Below are 13,869 nucleotides of genomic sequence, written 5' to 3'. Positions count from 1 at the left end.
ATGGTATGGCCTGGATCACATTTTAATCAAATGGCATTTGGTTTTAGGCCGTGCACGCGGGAACTGGAATACTCGGACCATGGCCAGACCCCGCACGCGTCTTCTCTCGCGCGACATCATTCTGGACGCGGCGCTGGAACTGATCGACCGCCACCACGACTTCACGATCCAGGGGATCGGCAAGCACCTGGGCGTGAACCCGTCGTCGCTGTATCACCACCTCAGTGGCGGGCGGGATGAGATCATCAACGCGCTCCGTGAGCGGTTCTACCGGAAGATCAGCCTCGACGCGCTGCGGGACGCGGACCGCCCCTGGCAGGAGCGCGTGGAGCACTGGATCCGCTCCTACCGTGAGGCCGTGGCCCAGTACCCCGCCGCGATCCCGCTCCTGATGGGCCGCATGGTGGATGACCGGCCCACGCTCGCCGTGTACGAGACGCTGGTCGCGCTGCTCGCGGAGGTGGGGGTGCCCGCCCGGCAGCGGATCGCCGTGGTGTCGATGCTCGACGCCGTCGTGTTCGGTTCGGCGGCGGACGCCGTCTCGCCGGACCCCCTCTGGCGCACGACTCCACTGTCGCAGCCGGCGCTTCACGAGGCGGTCGCCGCCACGACGCCGTCTCAGAGGGTGGCCGAAGGGCTCACCCTCGCCATTCAGGCGTCCGTCGCCTGGATCGAAGTCCTGGCGGCGAGAGGGGCCGCGGAGGCTACGCCGTACCGGCCCCCGGCGCCCGGCGGCGCATGAGCGCGCGGCCCGGCACGCCGTCGTACACCCTGGTGAAGCCCGCCTGCTCGAAGAGCGTCACCGTCCCGTGGAACAGATCCGACGAGGTCGCCTTGGGGCGGTCGGCGGTGTCCACCGGGTAACCCTCCACCCAGTCGGCGCCGTGCTCGGCGGCGAAGGCGACCGCCGCGTCCAGCAGCGCGCGGGCGACCCCACGACGGCGGTGTGTCCGCGCCACGACGAAACAGCTCACCACCCAGTGCTCACCGTCCTCGGGCGGGGCTGCGCGGTCGGCCTTCTGGACGAGCTGCACGTGCTCCACGCGCGGGTAGCAGCGGCGCGGGGCGACGGCGGCCCAGCCGACCGCCGTCCCGTCGGCGAACGCCAGCACCCCCGGCGGGAGGCTGTCCTGATGGAACTGCTCGTGCAGGAGCTCCTTACGCTCGTCGCGCGAGTGGCTCTTCCATTCGGCCGGTCGGAGTCTGAACCACTGGCACCAGCAGCCCGCCGCGTCCCCGCCCAGGGAGAAGAGGCGGTCCACCTCCTCCCATGCGGCAGGGGCTGTCCTGATGCCGTCGGGCCGGGGTGCGAGGGTGTCCACGGTGCTCATGAATCCACTCTGACGTGGGGCGGGTGTCCTGTCGAGACCCGGGGTCCGTACCATCAGATGGTGCGACTTCTCCTGATCGGCTTCGGGCTCCTTCTCCTCGGCGGCATCGCGGTGCTCACCGGTGTGCTGCCGGCCACCGAGGCGCTCGCGCTGGGCGAGCGGGTGCTCCCGGTGCTGCTGTTCGCGGGTGGAATCACCGTGGTGGCGGAACTCGCCGCCGACGCCGGGGTTTTCCGCGCGGTGTCCGGCCTGCTGGCGGGCCTGGCACGGGGCCGGACCGTCCTGCTCTGGCTCCTGATCGTGCTGCTCTCCATCCTGTGCACCGCGTTCCTCTCGATCGACACCACGGCCGTGCTCCTGACACCCGTGGTGGTCCTCCTGGCGTCGCACGCCGGACTGCGGCCGTTCCCCTTCGCCCTGACCACCGTCTGGCTGGCCAACACGGCGTCGTTGTGGCTGCCCGTGTCCAATCTGAGCAATCTGCTCGCCACGCACCGGCTGGGCGACGGCAGCGCCGGAGGGTTCCTGCACCTGCTCTGGGCGCCTGCGCTGGTCGCGAGTCTGCTCCCGGCGCTCCTCATCTTCCTGCTGTTCCGGCGGGAACTGCGGGGCACGTTCACGCCGGAGACGGTGAAGCCGCCGGAGGACAAGGTGCTCTTCTGGATCTCCGCGGCGGTCACCGCGGTGCTGCTGCCGCTGCTCACGAGCGGCCTGGAGCCGTGGATCCCGGCCTGTGCCGCCGCTGTGGTCCTGCTCGCGGTGTTCGCCGTGCGACGCCGGACCTCCCTGAGCTGGCGGCTGTTCCCCGGGCCGCTGATCGTGTTCGTGTGCGGCCTCTTCCTCGTGGTGCAGTCGGTGCACTCCCTCGGCGTGACGAACGTCCTGAGCGGTCTGGGCAACCAGGGCTCGGGCCTTCCGCAGCTCCTCGCCATGGCCGGCAGCGGCGCCGTGGGCTCGAACGTCGTGAACAACCTCCCGGCGTACCTGGGCCTGGAGCCGTTCGCGACCTCCCCCCAGCTGCTCGGCAGTCTGCTGGTCGGCGTCAACACGGCCCCGCTCGTGACCCCGTGGGCGTCGCTGGCCACGCTCCTCTGGCATGACCGCCTCAAGACGGTGGGCGTCAGCGTCAGCTGGGGCGCCTACATCCGGCTGGGCCTGGTCGCCGCTCCGCTCGTTCTGGTCAGCTCGGTCCTGGCCCTCTGGCTGACGCGCGGCTGATCCGTCATCCCGGTTCGCTATTGTTGCTGTAGTCAACCGATCCCAGGAGGTCTCATGTCGTACATCGTGGATTTCGTCAACGTCTCCACCACCGGTCTGGAGTCCTCGCCCGTCGTGGACGCGCTCGCCGGCCTGCGGGCGAATGAGGCCCGGTACTTCAAGAACAAGTACGACCACGTCTTCACCGTCGAGCCTGCCGCTGAGGCGCCCGAGGTCCTGGAGCGCGTGAACCGCATCCTGCGCGAGGAGCGGGAGATCGTCATCGCCTCCACGCCGCTGGAGGTCTCCTCCTTCGAGGTGGACGGGATCCGCATGGACTACGTCATCTACGAATCCGGCCTGGTCCTCAACGTGATGTACACGCTGGAGGACGGCGGGAAGCGGGCCGTGGGCTTCAAGCTCTCCCAGGGCATGGAGATCCCCGAGGAGCTGGCATCCCGCTTCAAGTTCGCCCGTCAGAAGTCGAAGCTGGCCGGGGAGATCCGCGGTTCGTACTTCGTGATCAAGGGCGAATACTGAGCCCCTGTCCCTGAACGGGCGGCCCGCCGCCCTCGTGGAAGGAAGTCCGGTCGTGCCCTCATCCCCGCCTGCTCCGCCATCTCTGTCCCGGCCCGCCGTGCGCGCCGCCGGAGTCCTGTTCGTCCTGGCCGCATGCTGGTACCTGTTCTGCGAGACCATCGCCGCGCTCGGCTTCCCCGGCTACGACTACGCCCGCAACTACATCAGTGACCTCGGCGTCCCCGCCGGAGGTGTCTTCGAAGGCCGGGCGATGGAGTCCCGCCTCGCCGAGGTGATGAACGCCGGCTTCGTCGGCGAGGGACTGCTGATCACCCTCGCCGTCGTCGCGCTCCTCGCCGCGGATGCCGGCCGACGACGACGCCGCGGCGCCCTCTTCGCGCTCCTCCTCGTGCACTCCGCCGGCATCGCCGTGGTGGGCCTGGTGCACGGCTCGCCGGAGAACGCGGCCAACGGGCTGATGCTGTTCCACGGCCTGGGGGCCGTGGCAGCCATCGGGGCCGGCAACGCCGCGGCCCTCGTGGCGGGCACCGGAGACGCGCTCGCGTTCGGGGACCGGCCCGGCGGCGCCCTGTACCGGAGGATCAGCACGGTTCTGGGCGCGGCGGGTTTCGTTTTCGCCGTGCTCCTGACCACCCACACCTGGCTGCCGGACGGCGTCTGGGAGCGAGGCTCGGTCTACACGATCATCGCCTGGGAGCTGGTCACGGGCGTCGCGCTGCTCCGCCGCACCGCGCCCTGACGGCGCCCGGCTCCGCGTCGGTCCGCGTGGCTCCGCCCGGCTCCGCCCGGCTCGCGAAGGAACAGCTGACGCCCTTTCCCGCACCGGGAAGGGGCGCCAGCTGTTCCTTCGCGGCACGTTTACGGGGCGAGGCCGAGCGCTCAGGCGGGGAGCCGGTAGAAGACCGAACCGAGCTGGTGGCCGGGCTCGGTCGCGGGGTTCCACGCGACGCCGTCGGAGGTGGCGGGGTTGCCCGGCTGTGAGTTGCTGCTCTGGGGCCAGACGAGCAGTTTCCAGTAGCCAGGCAGGTCGAGGCGGAACGAGCCGAGGGTGGCCCCGAGGTACACGCCGGAGGCATCGCTCACGTAGTTCGGGACGGTCAGCGGGCGTGGCTCCGGGGTGATGGACGCGCCCGCGCCGGACTCATTGACGAACTGGAAGAACACCGACGTGGTCCGGTCGTTGCCCTGCGCGGGGGTGCGCCCGGACGTCTTCGCCCCGACGAAGAACCGGTTGCCGTCGATCAGCCCGTCCGAGCCCGCGTCGATGACGTTGCCCCAGCCGGTCTGGGAATCCGGACCCGGATATCCCGGCACGCCGGAAGTGATGGTGTCCCAGGCGTTGACGCCGAGGGGCCGGCCGTCGCTGCCGAAGTGGACGTGCTCGAACGGCATGGACAGGGTGGTCACGGCGCCGTCGGGCCACGTGGCGAGGATCGGCCACGAGTAGGAGCCGAACGGGGCGTTGGGAACGTCCGCGTCGCCCCGGGCTGAGAGGAAGATCCGCTCGAAATCGTCGTCCAGGCGCTGGGCGTGCACCACGTCGTAGCGCTGGCCCGTCCGGGGCGCGGTCGGGCTCAGCACCGTCCAGCCGGCGCCGGCCTCCGGGTAGAAGAGGTACTCGAGACGGCGGGGCCGGACGCCGACGGGGACGATCGCCGTGAAGTCGGCCCGGAACTCGTCGGGGCCGTCGCCGATGGCGTTGATCCCGCCGAGCAGTGTCAGGGAGTACAGGGCCTGCACGGTGATGACCGACTCCGCCGTGACACCCGTCCCTGGGAGCATGGCCGTCAGTGTCACGGTCCCGGCCCCGGTTCCGACGCGGAACGGCGGCACTCCGAAGGCGCCGTTCCCTCGCCCGACCACACGCGGCGCGCCGGCGACACCCGCGCCGTCCGCCCAGACGAACCCGGCGGGCAGCGTCACGACGACGTCCAGGCCGTTGTTCGCCGTCGCCGTCGTGATCACGCCGCTCACAAGCGCCCCCGCGACGACGGTGCCCGGCACCCCGGTCAGCACCAGCCGGGGCGCAGCGCTCGCGACGGCGGCCGGGGCCGCGACAGCCGCCGCGATCACCGGCACCGACCATGCGGACGCCCTGACCACCGAGCGCCGCGAGTGCTGCGGCCGCCCGGGCCCGGTCGGACGATCCCGGGGCTCGGGTCCCCGGGGACCCGCCTCCGTGGGGGTCCGGTGGTGGCTGTGGAAGTGCTCGGTCATGTGTTCTCCTGGAAATCTTCGGCCCGGCGGCGCGATGCGGTGGCCGGGGGTGCGCAGGGCATCTCGGATGGCCTGTCTGACCTGGAGAAACTATCCGTGCGGACTTCCGGGAGAACGGGATCGGGGCGATATTCCACCGGGCTTTCCACCTGGTCCGGCCGGTTCCGTGAAGGCCGTCACGCAGTGTGGTGAGCGGCGTCTCAGCTTTCGAAGAAGCCGCCGCGCTCCAGGAGTTCCACGGCCTCGTGGCGCGAGTTCACCTGGAGCTTGCGGTAGATGGCGATCGCCTGGGACTTCACGGTGCTGGGCGCGACATGGAGCTCCTGCGCGATCTGCGGGAGCGGCATGTCGGAACGGAGCATGGTGGCCACCAGGCGCTCCCGTTCGGACAGGGCGGGGAGCACGAGCGCGGGCTCCGCGGTCTGCAGCACGTCGCCGGCCTGTCGGAGGAGGCGCGTTGCGTCGGCCGCCAGCTCGGGGGAGTGCTGCGCCACCTGTGACACGAGATACTCGAGTTCGCGGACCGGCGTCGTCAGCAGGGCGGGGCCGGAAGCGGAGAACCGCAGGAGATGCACTGCGTCACCGAACTCGTGGAGGGCGGTCTGGGTGTTGCCGAGCCGGAAGTTCGCGATGGACCGGCGCAGCAGCACCTGCGGCAGCGTCCAGAGGTTGTGGGCGCTGCGCAATTGGAGGCAGTCGCTGGTGCCGCTCAGGACGCCACGGTAGTCCTGGAGCTGCAGCGCTGCCGATGCCCGCAAGGTGCCCGTGCAGAGGAAGTGGTTCTCCGACGACTCCAGGCCCCGCAGCACGCCCTGCGCCCGGAGAGGATCTCCGCGGAGGATGAGGAGGAACGCCTGGACGGACACGGCGTAATCGCGGAGCAGCTTCGGGGTGAAGGGCTGGCTCTTGCCCATGGCCAGGAGCGAGGCCTGCGTCATGGCCTCGTGGAGCCGGCCGTGCAGGACGTGGCTGAGCGCACGCACCATGGTCACCAGCGAGGCGGCACTCGCATCGGACTCCTGCAGTGCCTCGACCCGGGGGAGGAGACGGTCCATCCGGGCTCCGTCCGAGTCGGTGAAGGCGAGCAGGGACTCCGCGATGGACTCCATGTACTCGGCGTGACCGGCGTCCCAGCCCTGTTCCCGGGCGAGACGCTGCGCGGCGGACAGGTGTTCCTCCGCGAGGACATGCTCGCCCCCGAAGGCCCCGGCTGCGGCGAGCAGTCCGTGGGCCCGCCGGATCCACCGGGGATCCCCCTCGGCCGCGGCGTAGTCGGCGAGCCGGATGCCGTGTTCCAGGGCCACGGTGGAGAGCCCGCCGGCGAGAGCCGCTTCGGACAGCGCCGCCTCCAGTGCCAGGAAGGCGGGGACGGCGTCCGTGGCGACCGGCGCGATCGACAGCCGGGACTCCCGGACCACGTCGGCCAGGTCCAGGGCTGCCGTGAGGTCGTTGACGCGGACCCGGGCCATGAGCATGGCCGCGCCGATGCTCTGACGCTCCGCCGCGGAGAACGAGAAACGGTCCAGGGACGAAGGTTTCACCAGGCGCAGCGTGTCGATCATGAACCGCTGGACACCGGTGCCCCCGTGGAGCGTGGATCCGATGAGCTGTTCCGTCGCCTGGAGGATCCAGACCCGATGCGGAGACTGTTCCGCTGCCATTCCCGACATCCCTGGTCGCCGGCCGTGCTCAGCGCGCCGAGGCGAGGGCGAGGGCATGGCCGGTCTGCGAGTCGGCACACTCGAGCAGATCCGCGGGGCGGCCGGCGAACAGCAGACGTCCCCCGTCCGATCCGGCGCCGGGACCGATGTCGATCACGTGGTCGGCCTGCGCGACGACCCGGAGGTTGTGCTCCACCACCACGAGGGTCGCCCCCGCGTCCACGAGCTCCGCGAACAGGTCGTTGATCCGGTCCACATCGCTCGGGTGGAGGCCCGTGGTGGGTTCGTCCAGCACGATGCGTTCCGCACCGAGATCCCCGGAGGCCTGCAAGTGCCTGGCCAGGAGGAGCCGCTGTTTCTCACCGCCGGAGAGCGTGTCCAGCGACTGTCCCACGGCGAGGTATCCCAGCCCGACGCGTTCCAGCCAGGTCATGGCGGAGACGATGGCCGGATGTACGGACAGGAGCCGGGCCACGGATGCCGCGGTCATGGTCAGGACGTCCGCGATCGTGTGGCCGGCGATCCGGACGCTCAGCGCCTCGTCGTTGAACCGCGCGCCGCCGCACACGTCGCACGGCGTGGCGACATCGTCCAGGAACGCGAGTTCCGTCGTGATGTAGCCCTTGCCCTTGCACGCGGGGCAGGCGCCCTTCGAGTTGAAGCTGAACCAGGCCGGGGCGAGGCCGCCGGCGTCGGCGAACACCTCACGGACCTCGTCGGCGATGCCGAGAACGCTGAGGGACGTGGAGCGGACCCCGCCGCGGAGCGGGTCCTGGCCCACCACGGTGAACTCCGGATGCTGGCGCGGCAGTTCCTCCGTGGCGAAGGAGCTCTTGCCGGAGCCCGCGACGCCGGTCACCGCGGTGAGGATGCCGAGAGGCACGTCGACGTCGAAGCCGCGCAGATTGTGGGCGGACGCCTGCCTCACGGTGGCGGTGCCGCGGGGCTCCCGCGGCGTCTCCTTGAGATGGAGCGGCCGGGAGATCAGCCGCCCCGTGAGGGTGCCGCTCTCCGCCAGTGCGCTCGGCGATCCTTCGAACTGCACCGTGCCGCCGTCCGGACCGGCGCCGGGGCCGATGTCGATCACGTGATCGGCGACCCGGATCACTTGCGGGTGATGTTCCACCACAAGGACGGTGTTGCCCTCGTCCCGCAGCCTGTGCAGGAGGCGGTTGAGCCGTTGGACATCGGCGGGGTGCAGCCCGGTGGACGGCTCGTCGAAGACGTAGGTGACATCGGTGAGGGCGTTGCCCAGGTGGCGCACGATCTTCACGCGCTGGGCCTCCCCGCCGGACAGCGTCGACGACTGGCGGTCCAGGGAGAGATACCCCAGGCCCACGGACAGCAGCGCGTCGAGCGTGTGGCGGATCCCCACCAGGGCCGGCTCCACCCGCGGGTCGTCCATCTCCTCCAGGAGGGTGCGGAGCTCTGCCACGGACAGTGCGGACCAGTCGGCGATCGAACGGCCGTCGATCAGGCTGTTCCGTGCCGCGGCGTTCAGCCGGGCGCCATGGCATTCGGGGCAGGCGCGGCGTGACGTCAGGTGATCCAGTTCTTCGCGCACCGGCGCCGCGATCTTCTCGGGACGGTTCTTGACGTACACATCGCGCATCCGGGTGACGACGCCGTCGAACCGTGCGGTCTTGGGGAAGCGGGGGTCGGGGTCCTCGAGCTTGAGCTGATCGGCGTAGAGGAAGAGATCCATCTCCTCCGGGGTGTACTCGCCGAGCGGCTTCTTCCGGTCGAACAACCCGCTGTAGGCGAAGCGCTTCCAGCGGTAGACGCCGGGCCGGAACTGACTGAAACGCACTGGGCCCTCGTCGATGTTCTTCGAGGGGTCGATCAGCGCCTCGACGTCGATGTCGACGACGGTGCCCAGCCCTTCGCACCGCGGGCACATGCCGGTGGGGTCGTTGAAGGAGTACGCCGGGGAGTACCCGGCGGAAGGCTCTCCCACGCGGGAGAAGACCAGGCGCAGCAAGGGCGCGACGTCGGCCGCCGTCGCGACGGTCGATCGCGCGTTGCCGGTGAACCGCCGCTGATCGATGAGGGCGGTGAAGGTGAGCCCTCCCATGGCCTGCACTTCCGGGGCGGGAAGCTGCGGCAGCCGGTTCCGCACGAAGGTCGGGTAGGAGTCGTTGACCAGCCGCTGGGCCTCCGCGGCGATGGTGTCGAGGACCAAGGAGGATTTGCCGGATCCCGACACCCCGGTGACCACGGTCAGCGCCTTCTTGGGCACGTCCACGCTGACGTTTCTGAGGTTGTTCGTGCTCGCACGAGTCACCCGGATGACGCTTTCCCCCTGCACCGCTCCCATGAAGCCATCGTAGGCACGGCGCCCGGGCCGCGCGAGAGAACAGATGGTGCCCCTTCCCGTGCTGGGAAGGGGCACCATCTGTTACTTCGCGGGATGGAGAGGGATCAGATGCCCACCGAGGTGATCGCGTTGTTCACCTGGGTGCAGTCTGCGGAGGTGGTGCCGGCGACGCCGTTGGTGACGTTCGCGGTGCAGGCCTGCTTCAGTGCGCTCTTGAGGGAGGCGTACGTGGCGTTGGACGGCAGCAGGGTCTGCGTGGTCCAGTACAGCTCGGCCGCCTTGTGGACGCCCAGGCCGGTGATGGTCTGACCGTTGAAGGTCGCACCGTCGGTGATCAGGTAGGCCAGCTTGTTGCCCACGCCGCTGTTGGTGTGGACTCCACCGTAGTCGTTGTTCTGGTTCGGGTTGGTGCTGGTCGCGTGCCAGTAGGTGCCCTTGTAGATCTCCGGCTGCTGGTAGTTCTTCGGGCTCTTCATGTCACGGATGACGCCCAGCGAGCTGCCCTCGCCCATCTTCCAGCGGTTGGCGGCGGTGTCATCCGCGCTGCCGTTGCTGATGTCGGTGAGTTCGCCGAAGACGTCGGACATGGACTCGTTGATGGCGCCGGCCTCGTTCTGGTACTGCAGACCGTTGGTGCGGGACGTGACGCCGTGGGTCAGTTCGTGGCCGGTGACGTCGTCGGTGGTGACACCCTCGCCGTAGACCATCGCGCTGATCTCATCGGACCAGAAGGCGTTGGTGTAGGGGCAGGCGTCGCCGCTGACGCACTGACGGACGCTGCCGCGGATGGCGGTGCCGAGGCCGTCACTGTAGTTCGCGCCCACCAGCGTGGTCAGGTCACCGGCGTTGGTGTTGGCCGCGTAGAAGGAGCTGGTGTCGCCGAAGAAGTTGTAGACGGCGTTGACGTCGGCCACGGTGGAGGCCGCCTGGCCTTCCTTGCGCTTCAGGACGTTCTTGGTGCCCACGCCGCACTTGAGGTCGTCGTAGGTGACGCCGCTGTTGCGGTTGGCGTCACACACGGCGCGGTTGAGTTCGTGCGTGTTGGTGGCGGTGGCCAGAACCGTCGGGGCGCCGGTGGCGGCGACGGTGACGGTGAAGCTGGCGTCCTTGTTGCTCACCACGACCTGGTAGGCGGGCTGACCGACGGTGCCGCCTTCCGGGAAGCCGGCGAGGGCCGGTGCGTACCAGACGGTCTTGGTGACCTTGGCCTTGGACGCCGGGAGCTTGACCTGGGTGGCGGCCGCTTCCTTGGCGGCCTTCTCACCCTTGGCCAGATCGCGCTGCTGCGGGAAGGTGGCGCTGGTGGTGCCGGTGGCCACGGAACCCATGGCCTGGATCAGGGCGCCGTCCTTGTCGAGGGTCTGAGCGACGGAGGAACCCGCCACCTCGTGACCGTCGATCACCTGGACGAAGCGGGAGAGGTGACCGGTGCCGAGCTGCTGGTCACGGACCTGCTTGAACTGGGATCCGGGTGCCGAGCCGAACGACTCCTCCAGCATTCCGCTGACGGTATTGCGATCGACACGATGTGACTTGTTCTTGAAGACGAAGCTTTCGGCCTGGCCTGACTTCGAGGTGAACGCTTGGCTGTCGTCCGGGTTGTTCTGGCCGGCCCAGGCCGTGTTGACGGAAAGGCCGACTGTGGCAAGCGCGCCGACAGCGCACATGGTTCCCAGCCTCTTGAGGCCTGACGTGGATCGCACGATGATTCCTCCTGATTTTGTTTGGTGTTGCCCCCCGACTGAGAATGCAGGAGAAGTTAACCCCCAGTCAAGAGCTTTTTAAATTTGTCATGAAATGACATCTTCAAAAAATCGACGTGAACTGAGAGTCCACTCCGCTACTTCCGCGGGATCACGGGGAAGCGCTGGGCATTGGCCGCCGCGCCCGGCCCCCGGGCGGACTTCGCGCTAGCCTTGGAAGGCGGCATGTGTCGAAGCCGTGTCAACCGTCCGGAGGGAGCATGACCGATGCGTGAGCCGTCCAGGACCACCGCTCATGGAACGGTCCCGCCCCTGCACCTGGACCCCCGGGCGATCGGCTGGGTCTTCGGCGGCGGAGTGCTCGGAGCCTACGCGCGGTACGCGCTGTCGGTGACCGTCCCGGCCCCGGGCGGCTGGCCTCTGGCCACCGTGCTGATCAACGTGCTGGGGGCGTTCCTGCTCGGACTTCTGCTGGAGGCGCTCATCCGCCGCGGCTCGGACATCGGCTGGGCACGCCGTCTCCGGCTCGTGGCCGGCACCGGTTTCCTCGGCGCCTTCACCACGTACAGCACCTTCGCCGTCGACGCCGTCCATCTGCTCCAGGCAGGCCGCCTCGCCGAGGCGTTCGGCTACCTCGCCGCGACGCTCCTGTTCGGGGGCGCGGCCACGGCGCTCGGCATCTGGCTCGCCGCGGTGAGCCACCGGCTGCGGGAGTCGCGCCGGGACGGTCGCGCGACGCCGGGAGGAGGCGCATGAGCGCCCTGCTCCCGCTCTGGCTGGCGCTCGCGGGAGGGGTGGGCGCCGTCGCGCGTTTCATGCTCGACGGCGCGGTGCGGCGCCGCTGGCCCACGGACTTCCCGTTCGCGACCTTGGTCATCAACGTGACCGGGTCGTTCGCCCTGGGCGTGCTGGCCGGGGCCGTGGCGGCCCAGAGGATGGGGCCGGAGGCACTGCTGATCGCCGGCACGGGGTTCCTCGGCGGGTACACGACGTTCAGCACGGCGAGCCTGGAGACCGTGCGGCTCCTGCACAACCGCGAGCCGCTGCGAGCGGTGCTCTACGGACTGGGCGGCGCAGTGCTGTGCCTCCTGGCTGCGTGGGTCGGGATCCTGCTCTCCTGACCTGGACCGGCCGGGCGGTGCTCACGGTTTCGGGTACACGGGTCCGGGCAGGCGAAAGCCCGCCGGAACCGGTGATGTCCCCGGTTCCGGCGGGCTTCGTCATCAGGCCGTCAGGGTCTGCCTGACGCGCCACGAATCAGGCGGCGCCGCCGGCCCGGACGCCCGCCTCGATCCGTGCGCCGACCTCCTGGTCGATCTTCTTCCAGTACTCGAAGACCCGGCTGAGGACCGGTTCCACGACCTGGCCGGACACCATGCCGACGACCGTGTCCACGAGGCGGTCCCGCTCGGCGTCGTTCATGACGTCACGCACCAGCGTGTGGGCCTGGCCGAAGTCGTCATCCTCGGCGTGCAGCGTGTACGCGGCACGCACCATCTCGCCGTCGGCCTCCCAGCCGTTCTCCGCCCGGCCCTCGGTGTCCTGGTACGGGCGGCCGTAGGAGTTCGGGGCGTAGACGGGGGCCGCGCCGCTGTGGTGGTACTGCATGGCCCCCTCCTTGTCGTAGGAGTTCAGCGGGACCGCGGGGCTGTTGACCGGCAGCTGGTTGAAGTTCGTCCCCAGCCGGTTCCGCTGCGCGTCCGGGTAGGAGAAGATCCGGGCCAGCAGCATCTTGTCCGGGGAGACTCCCGTGCCCGGCACCAGGTTCGACGGGCTGAACGCGGCCTGCTCGATCTGGGCGAAGTGGTTCACCGGGTTCTGGTTGAGCGTGAAGCGGCCGACCGGGATGCGGGGGTAGTCCTTCTTCGACCACACCTTGGTCAGGTCGAAGGGGTTGAAGCGGTAGCTTCGGGCCTCCTCGTACGGCATGATCTGGACCTCGACGCGCCAGGACGGGAACTCACCGCGGCCGATCGCCTCGAAGAGGTCCCGGCGGTGGGCGTCGGCGTCCTCGCCGGCCAGGGTGGCGGCTTCGTCGTTCGTGAGGAACTCAAGGCCCTGCTCGGTCAGGAAGTGGTACTTGACCCAGAAGCGCTCGCCGGCCTCGTTGACCCACATGTAGGTGTGGGAGGAGTAGCCGTTCATGTGGCGCCAGCTCCGCGGGATGCCGCGGTCGCCCATGAGGTACGAGACCTGGTGCGAGGACTCGGGGGAGAGGGTCCAGAAGTCCCACTGCATGTTGACATCCCGCAGGCCGGAGTCCGGCAGACGCTTCTGGGAGTGGATGAAGTCGGGGAACTTCATCGGATCGCGGACGAAGAAGGTCGGCGTGTTGTTGCCGACGATGTCGTAGTTGCCGTCCTCGGTGTAGAACTTCAGCGCGAAACCGCGCACGTCCCGCCAGCTGTCCGGTGAGCCGAGTTCTCCGGCCACCGTGGAGAACCGGGCGAGCATGGGGGTCACGGCGCCCTGCCGGAACACCTTCGCCTTGGTGTAGGCCGAGAGGTCCTCGGTCACCTCCAGCTGCCCGAAGGCGCCGGAGCCCTTCGCATGAGGGCTGCGCTCCGGGATGCGTTCCCGGTCGAAGCGCGCCAGCTTCTCCACCAGCGCGACGTCGTGGAGGAGCAGCGGACCGTTGGGGCCTACGCTCAGCGAGTGTGCGTCGCTGTCGCGGCGCGCGCCCGATTCCGTGGTCGACGGCACCGGGGCGTCGAGTTGCGAGTCACTGTTGAATGTCATGTCGTGCTCTCCTTCGGTCGTTCGGGTCAATCCGTTCCCGGGCGAGGTGCACTCGGCGCCGAAAGAGAACCCTCGGCAGTCCGGATCCGCGGGGGACCGGAGCATGGCGCCATCGCTCTGAGCTGGGATTTCCCTCTCCGGACGGCACCGGATCGCGAGATGCG

12 protein-coding genes are annotated in these 13,869 nt (G+C 69.5%); 6 read left to right on the top strand and 6 right to left on the bottom strand.

Going from position 1 to position 13,869, the window contains the following annotated elements; genetic code table 11:
• Window positions 1–79: 79 nt before the first annotated feature.
• The gene (locus AB6732_RS13115) at window positions 80–742 is read left to right on the top strand and encodes a TetR/AcrR family transcriptional regulator (protein ID WP_370960378.1); all 663 of its coding nucleotides are present in this window, start codon (window positions 80–82) and stop codon (window positions 740–742) included.
• Here AB6732_RS13115 and AB6732_RS13110 read toward each other — a convergent pair.
• Window positions 705–1,331 (bottom strand): GNAT family N-acetyltransferase, encoded by a 627-nt coding sequence (locus tag AB6732_RS13110; protein WP_370960377.1) that lies wholly within the window; start codon window positions 1,329–1,331, stop codon window positions 705–707. The genes AB6732_RS13115 and AB6732_RS13110 overlap by 38 nt on opposite strands.
• A 60-nt stretch (window positions 1,332–1,391) precedes the next feature.
• Here AB6732_RS13110 and AB6732_RS13105 point away from each other — a divergent pair, with 60 nt between their 5' ends.
• The 3 genes from AB6732_RS13105 to AB6732_RS13095 are packed head-to-tail and all read left to right on the top strand — an operon-like array spanning window position 1,392 to window position 3,807.
• A complete protein-coding gene (locus AB6732_RS13105; RefSeq protein ID WP_370960376.1) occupies window positions 1,392–2,549 on the top strand; it encodes an SLC13 family permease in 1,158 nt (385 codons plus the stop codon).
• Window positions 2,550–2,603: 54 nt separating this feature from the next.
• The gene (locus AB6732_RS13100; protein ID WP_370960375.1) at window positions 2,604–3,068 is read left to right on the top strand and encodes a phage tail protein; all 465 of its coding nucleotides are present in this window, start codon (window positions 2,604–2,606) and stop codon (window positions 3,066–3,068) included.
• Window positions 3,069–3,120: 52 nt separating this feature from the next.
• A complete protein-coding gene (locus AB6732_RS13095; protein ID WP_370960374.1) occupies window positions 3,121–3,807 on the top strand; it encodes a DUF998 domain-containing protein in 687 nt (228 codons plus the stop codon).
• A gap of 140 nt (window positions 3,808–3,947) precedes the next feature.
• On the opposite strand, the gene AB6732_RS13090 is transcribed toward AB6732_RS13095, so the two are convergent.
• The 4 genes from AB6732_RS13090 to AB6732_RS13075 all read right to left on the bottom strand — a co-directional run bounded on the left by AB6732_RS13090 (window position 3,948) and on the right by AB6732_RS13075 (window position 10,966).
• On the bottom strand, window positions 3,948–5,285 hold the full coding sequence (locus tag AB6732_RS13090; protein ID WP_370960373.1) for a hypothetical protein: 1,338 nt from the start codon (window positions 5,283–5,285) through the stop codon (window positions 3,948–3,950).
• A 200-nt stretch (window positions 5,286–5,485) separates the two neighbouring features.
• Complete coding sequence (locus tag AB6732_RS13085) at window positions 5,486–6,946, bottom strand: response regulator transcription factor (RefSeq protein ID WP_370960372.1); 1,461 nt, start codon at window positions 6,944–6,946, stop codon at window positions 5,486–5,488.
• Between the two features lie 28 nt (window positions 6,947–6,974).
• Entirely contained in the window at window positions 6,975–9,263 is a 2,289-nt protein-coding gene (locus AB6732_RS13080) for an excinuclease ABC subunit UvrA (RefSeq protein ID WP_370960371.1), read from the bottom strand.
• A 104-nt stretch (window positions 9,264–9,367) separates the two neighbouring features.
• Window positions 9,368–10,966, bottom strand: a complete 1,599-nt coding sequence (locus tag AB6732_RS13075; RefSeq protein WP_370960370.1) for a M4 family metallopeptidase — start codon at window positions 10,964–10,966, stop codon at window positions 9,368–9,370.
• Between the two features lie 267 nt (window positions 10,967–11,233).
• On the opposite strand from AB6732_RS13075, the gene AB6732_RS13070 reads away from it, so the two are divergent.
• Both AB6732_RS13070 and crcB read left to right on the top strand, forming a co-directional pair.
• Window positions 11,234–11,722 (top strand): CrcB family protein, encoded by a 489-nt coding sequence (locus AB6732_RS13070; protein WP_370960369.1) that lies wholly within the window; start codon window positions 11,234–11,236, stop codon window positions 11,720–11,722.
• A complete protein-coding gene (gene crcB / locus AB6732_RS13065; RefSeq protein ID WP_370960368.1) occupies window positions 11,719–12,087 on the top strand; it encodes a fluoride efflux transporter CrcB in 369 nt (122 codons plus the stop codon). Before AB6732_RS13070 ends, crcB begins: the two co-directional genes overlap by 4 nt.
• 136 nt (window positions 12,088–12,223) lie before the next feature.
• On the opposite strand, the gene AB6732_RS13060 is transcribed toward crcB, so the two are convergent.
• The gene (locus tag AB6732_RS13060) at window positions 12,224–13,705 is read right to left on the bottom strand and encodes a catalase (RefSeq protein WP_370960367.1); all 1,482 of its coding nucleotides are present in this window, start codon (window positions 13,703–13,705) and stop codon (window positions 12,224–12,226) included.
• Window positions 13,706–13,869: the final 164 nt, after the last annotated feature.

Origin of the sequence: Arthrobacter sp. RCC_34 (genome assembly GCF_041360795.1) — a bacterium.
Taxonomy (GTDB): Bacteria; Actinomycetota; Actinomycetes; order Actinomycetales; family Micrococcaceae; genus Arthrobacter_E.
Note: the sequence above shows the minus strand (reverse complement) of the source record. Positions and strands in the feature narration are given on the sequence as shown.

What these genes read in the sequence shown, in the direction of transcription:
- crcB (WP_370960368.1), top strand. Translation starts at nt 11,719, where the DNA reads ATGAGCGCCCTGCTCCCGCTCTGGCTGGCGCTCGCGGGAGGGGTGGGC.
- AB6732_RS13115 (WP_370960378.1), top strand. Translation starts at nt 80, where the DNA reads ATGGCCAGACCCCGCACGCGTCTTCTCTCGCGCGACATCATTCTGGAC.
- AB6732_RS13070 (WP_370960369.1), top strand. Translation starts at nt 11,234, where the DNA reads ATGCGTGAGCCGTCCAGGACCACCGCTCATGGAACGGTCCCGCCCCTG.
- AB6732_RS13100 (WP_370960375.1), top strand. Translation starts at nt 2,604, where the DNA reads ATGTCGTACATCGTGGATTTCGTCAACGTCTCCACCACCGGTCTGGAG.
- AB6732_RS13085 (WP_370960372.1), bottom strand. Translation starts at nt 6,946, where the DNA reads ATGGCAGCGGAACAGTCTCCGCATCGGGTCTGGATCCTCCAGGCGACG.
- AB6732_RS13060 (WP_370960367.1), bottom strand. Translation starts at nt 13,705, where the DNA reads ATGACATTCAACAGTGACTCGCAACTCGACGCCCCGGTGCCGTCGACC.
- AB6732_RS13080 (WP_370960371.1), bottom strand. Translation starts at nt 9,263, where the DNA reads ATGGGAGCGGTGCAGGGGGAAAGCGTCATCCGGGTGACTCGTGCGAGC.
- AB6732_RS13090 (WP_370960373.1), bottom strand. Translation starts at nt 5,285, where the DNA reads ATGACCGAGCACTTCCACAGCCACCACCGGACCCCCACGGAGGCGGGT.
- AB6732_RS13110 (WP_370960377.1), bottom strand. Translation starts at nt 1,331, where the DNA reads ATGAGCACCGTGGACACCCTCGCACCCCGGCCCGACGGCATCAGGACA.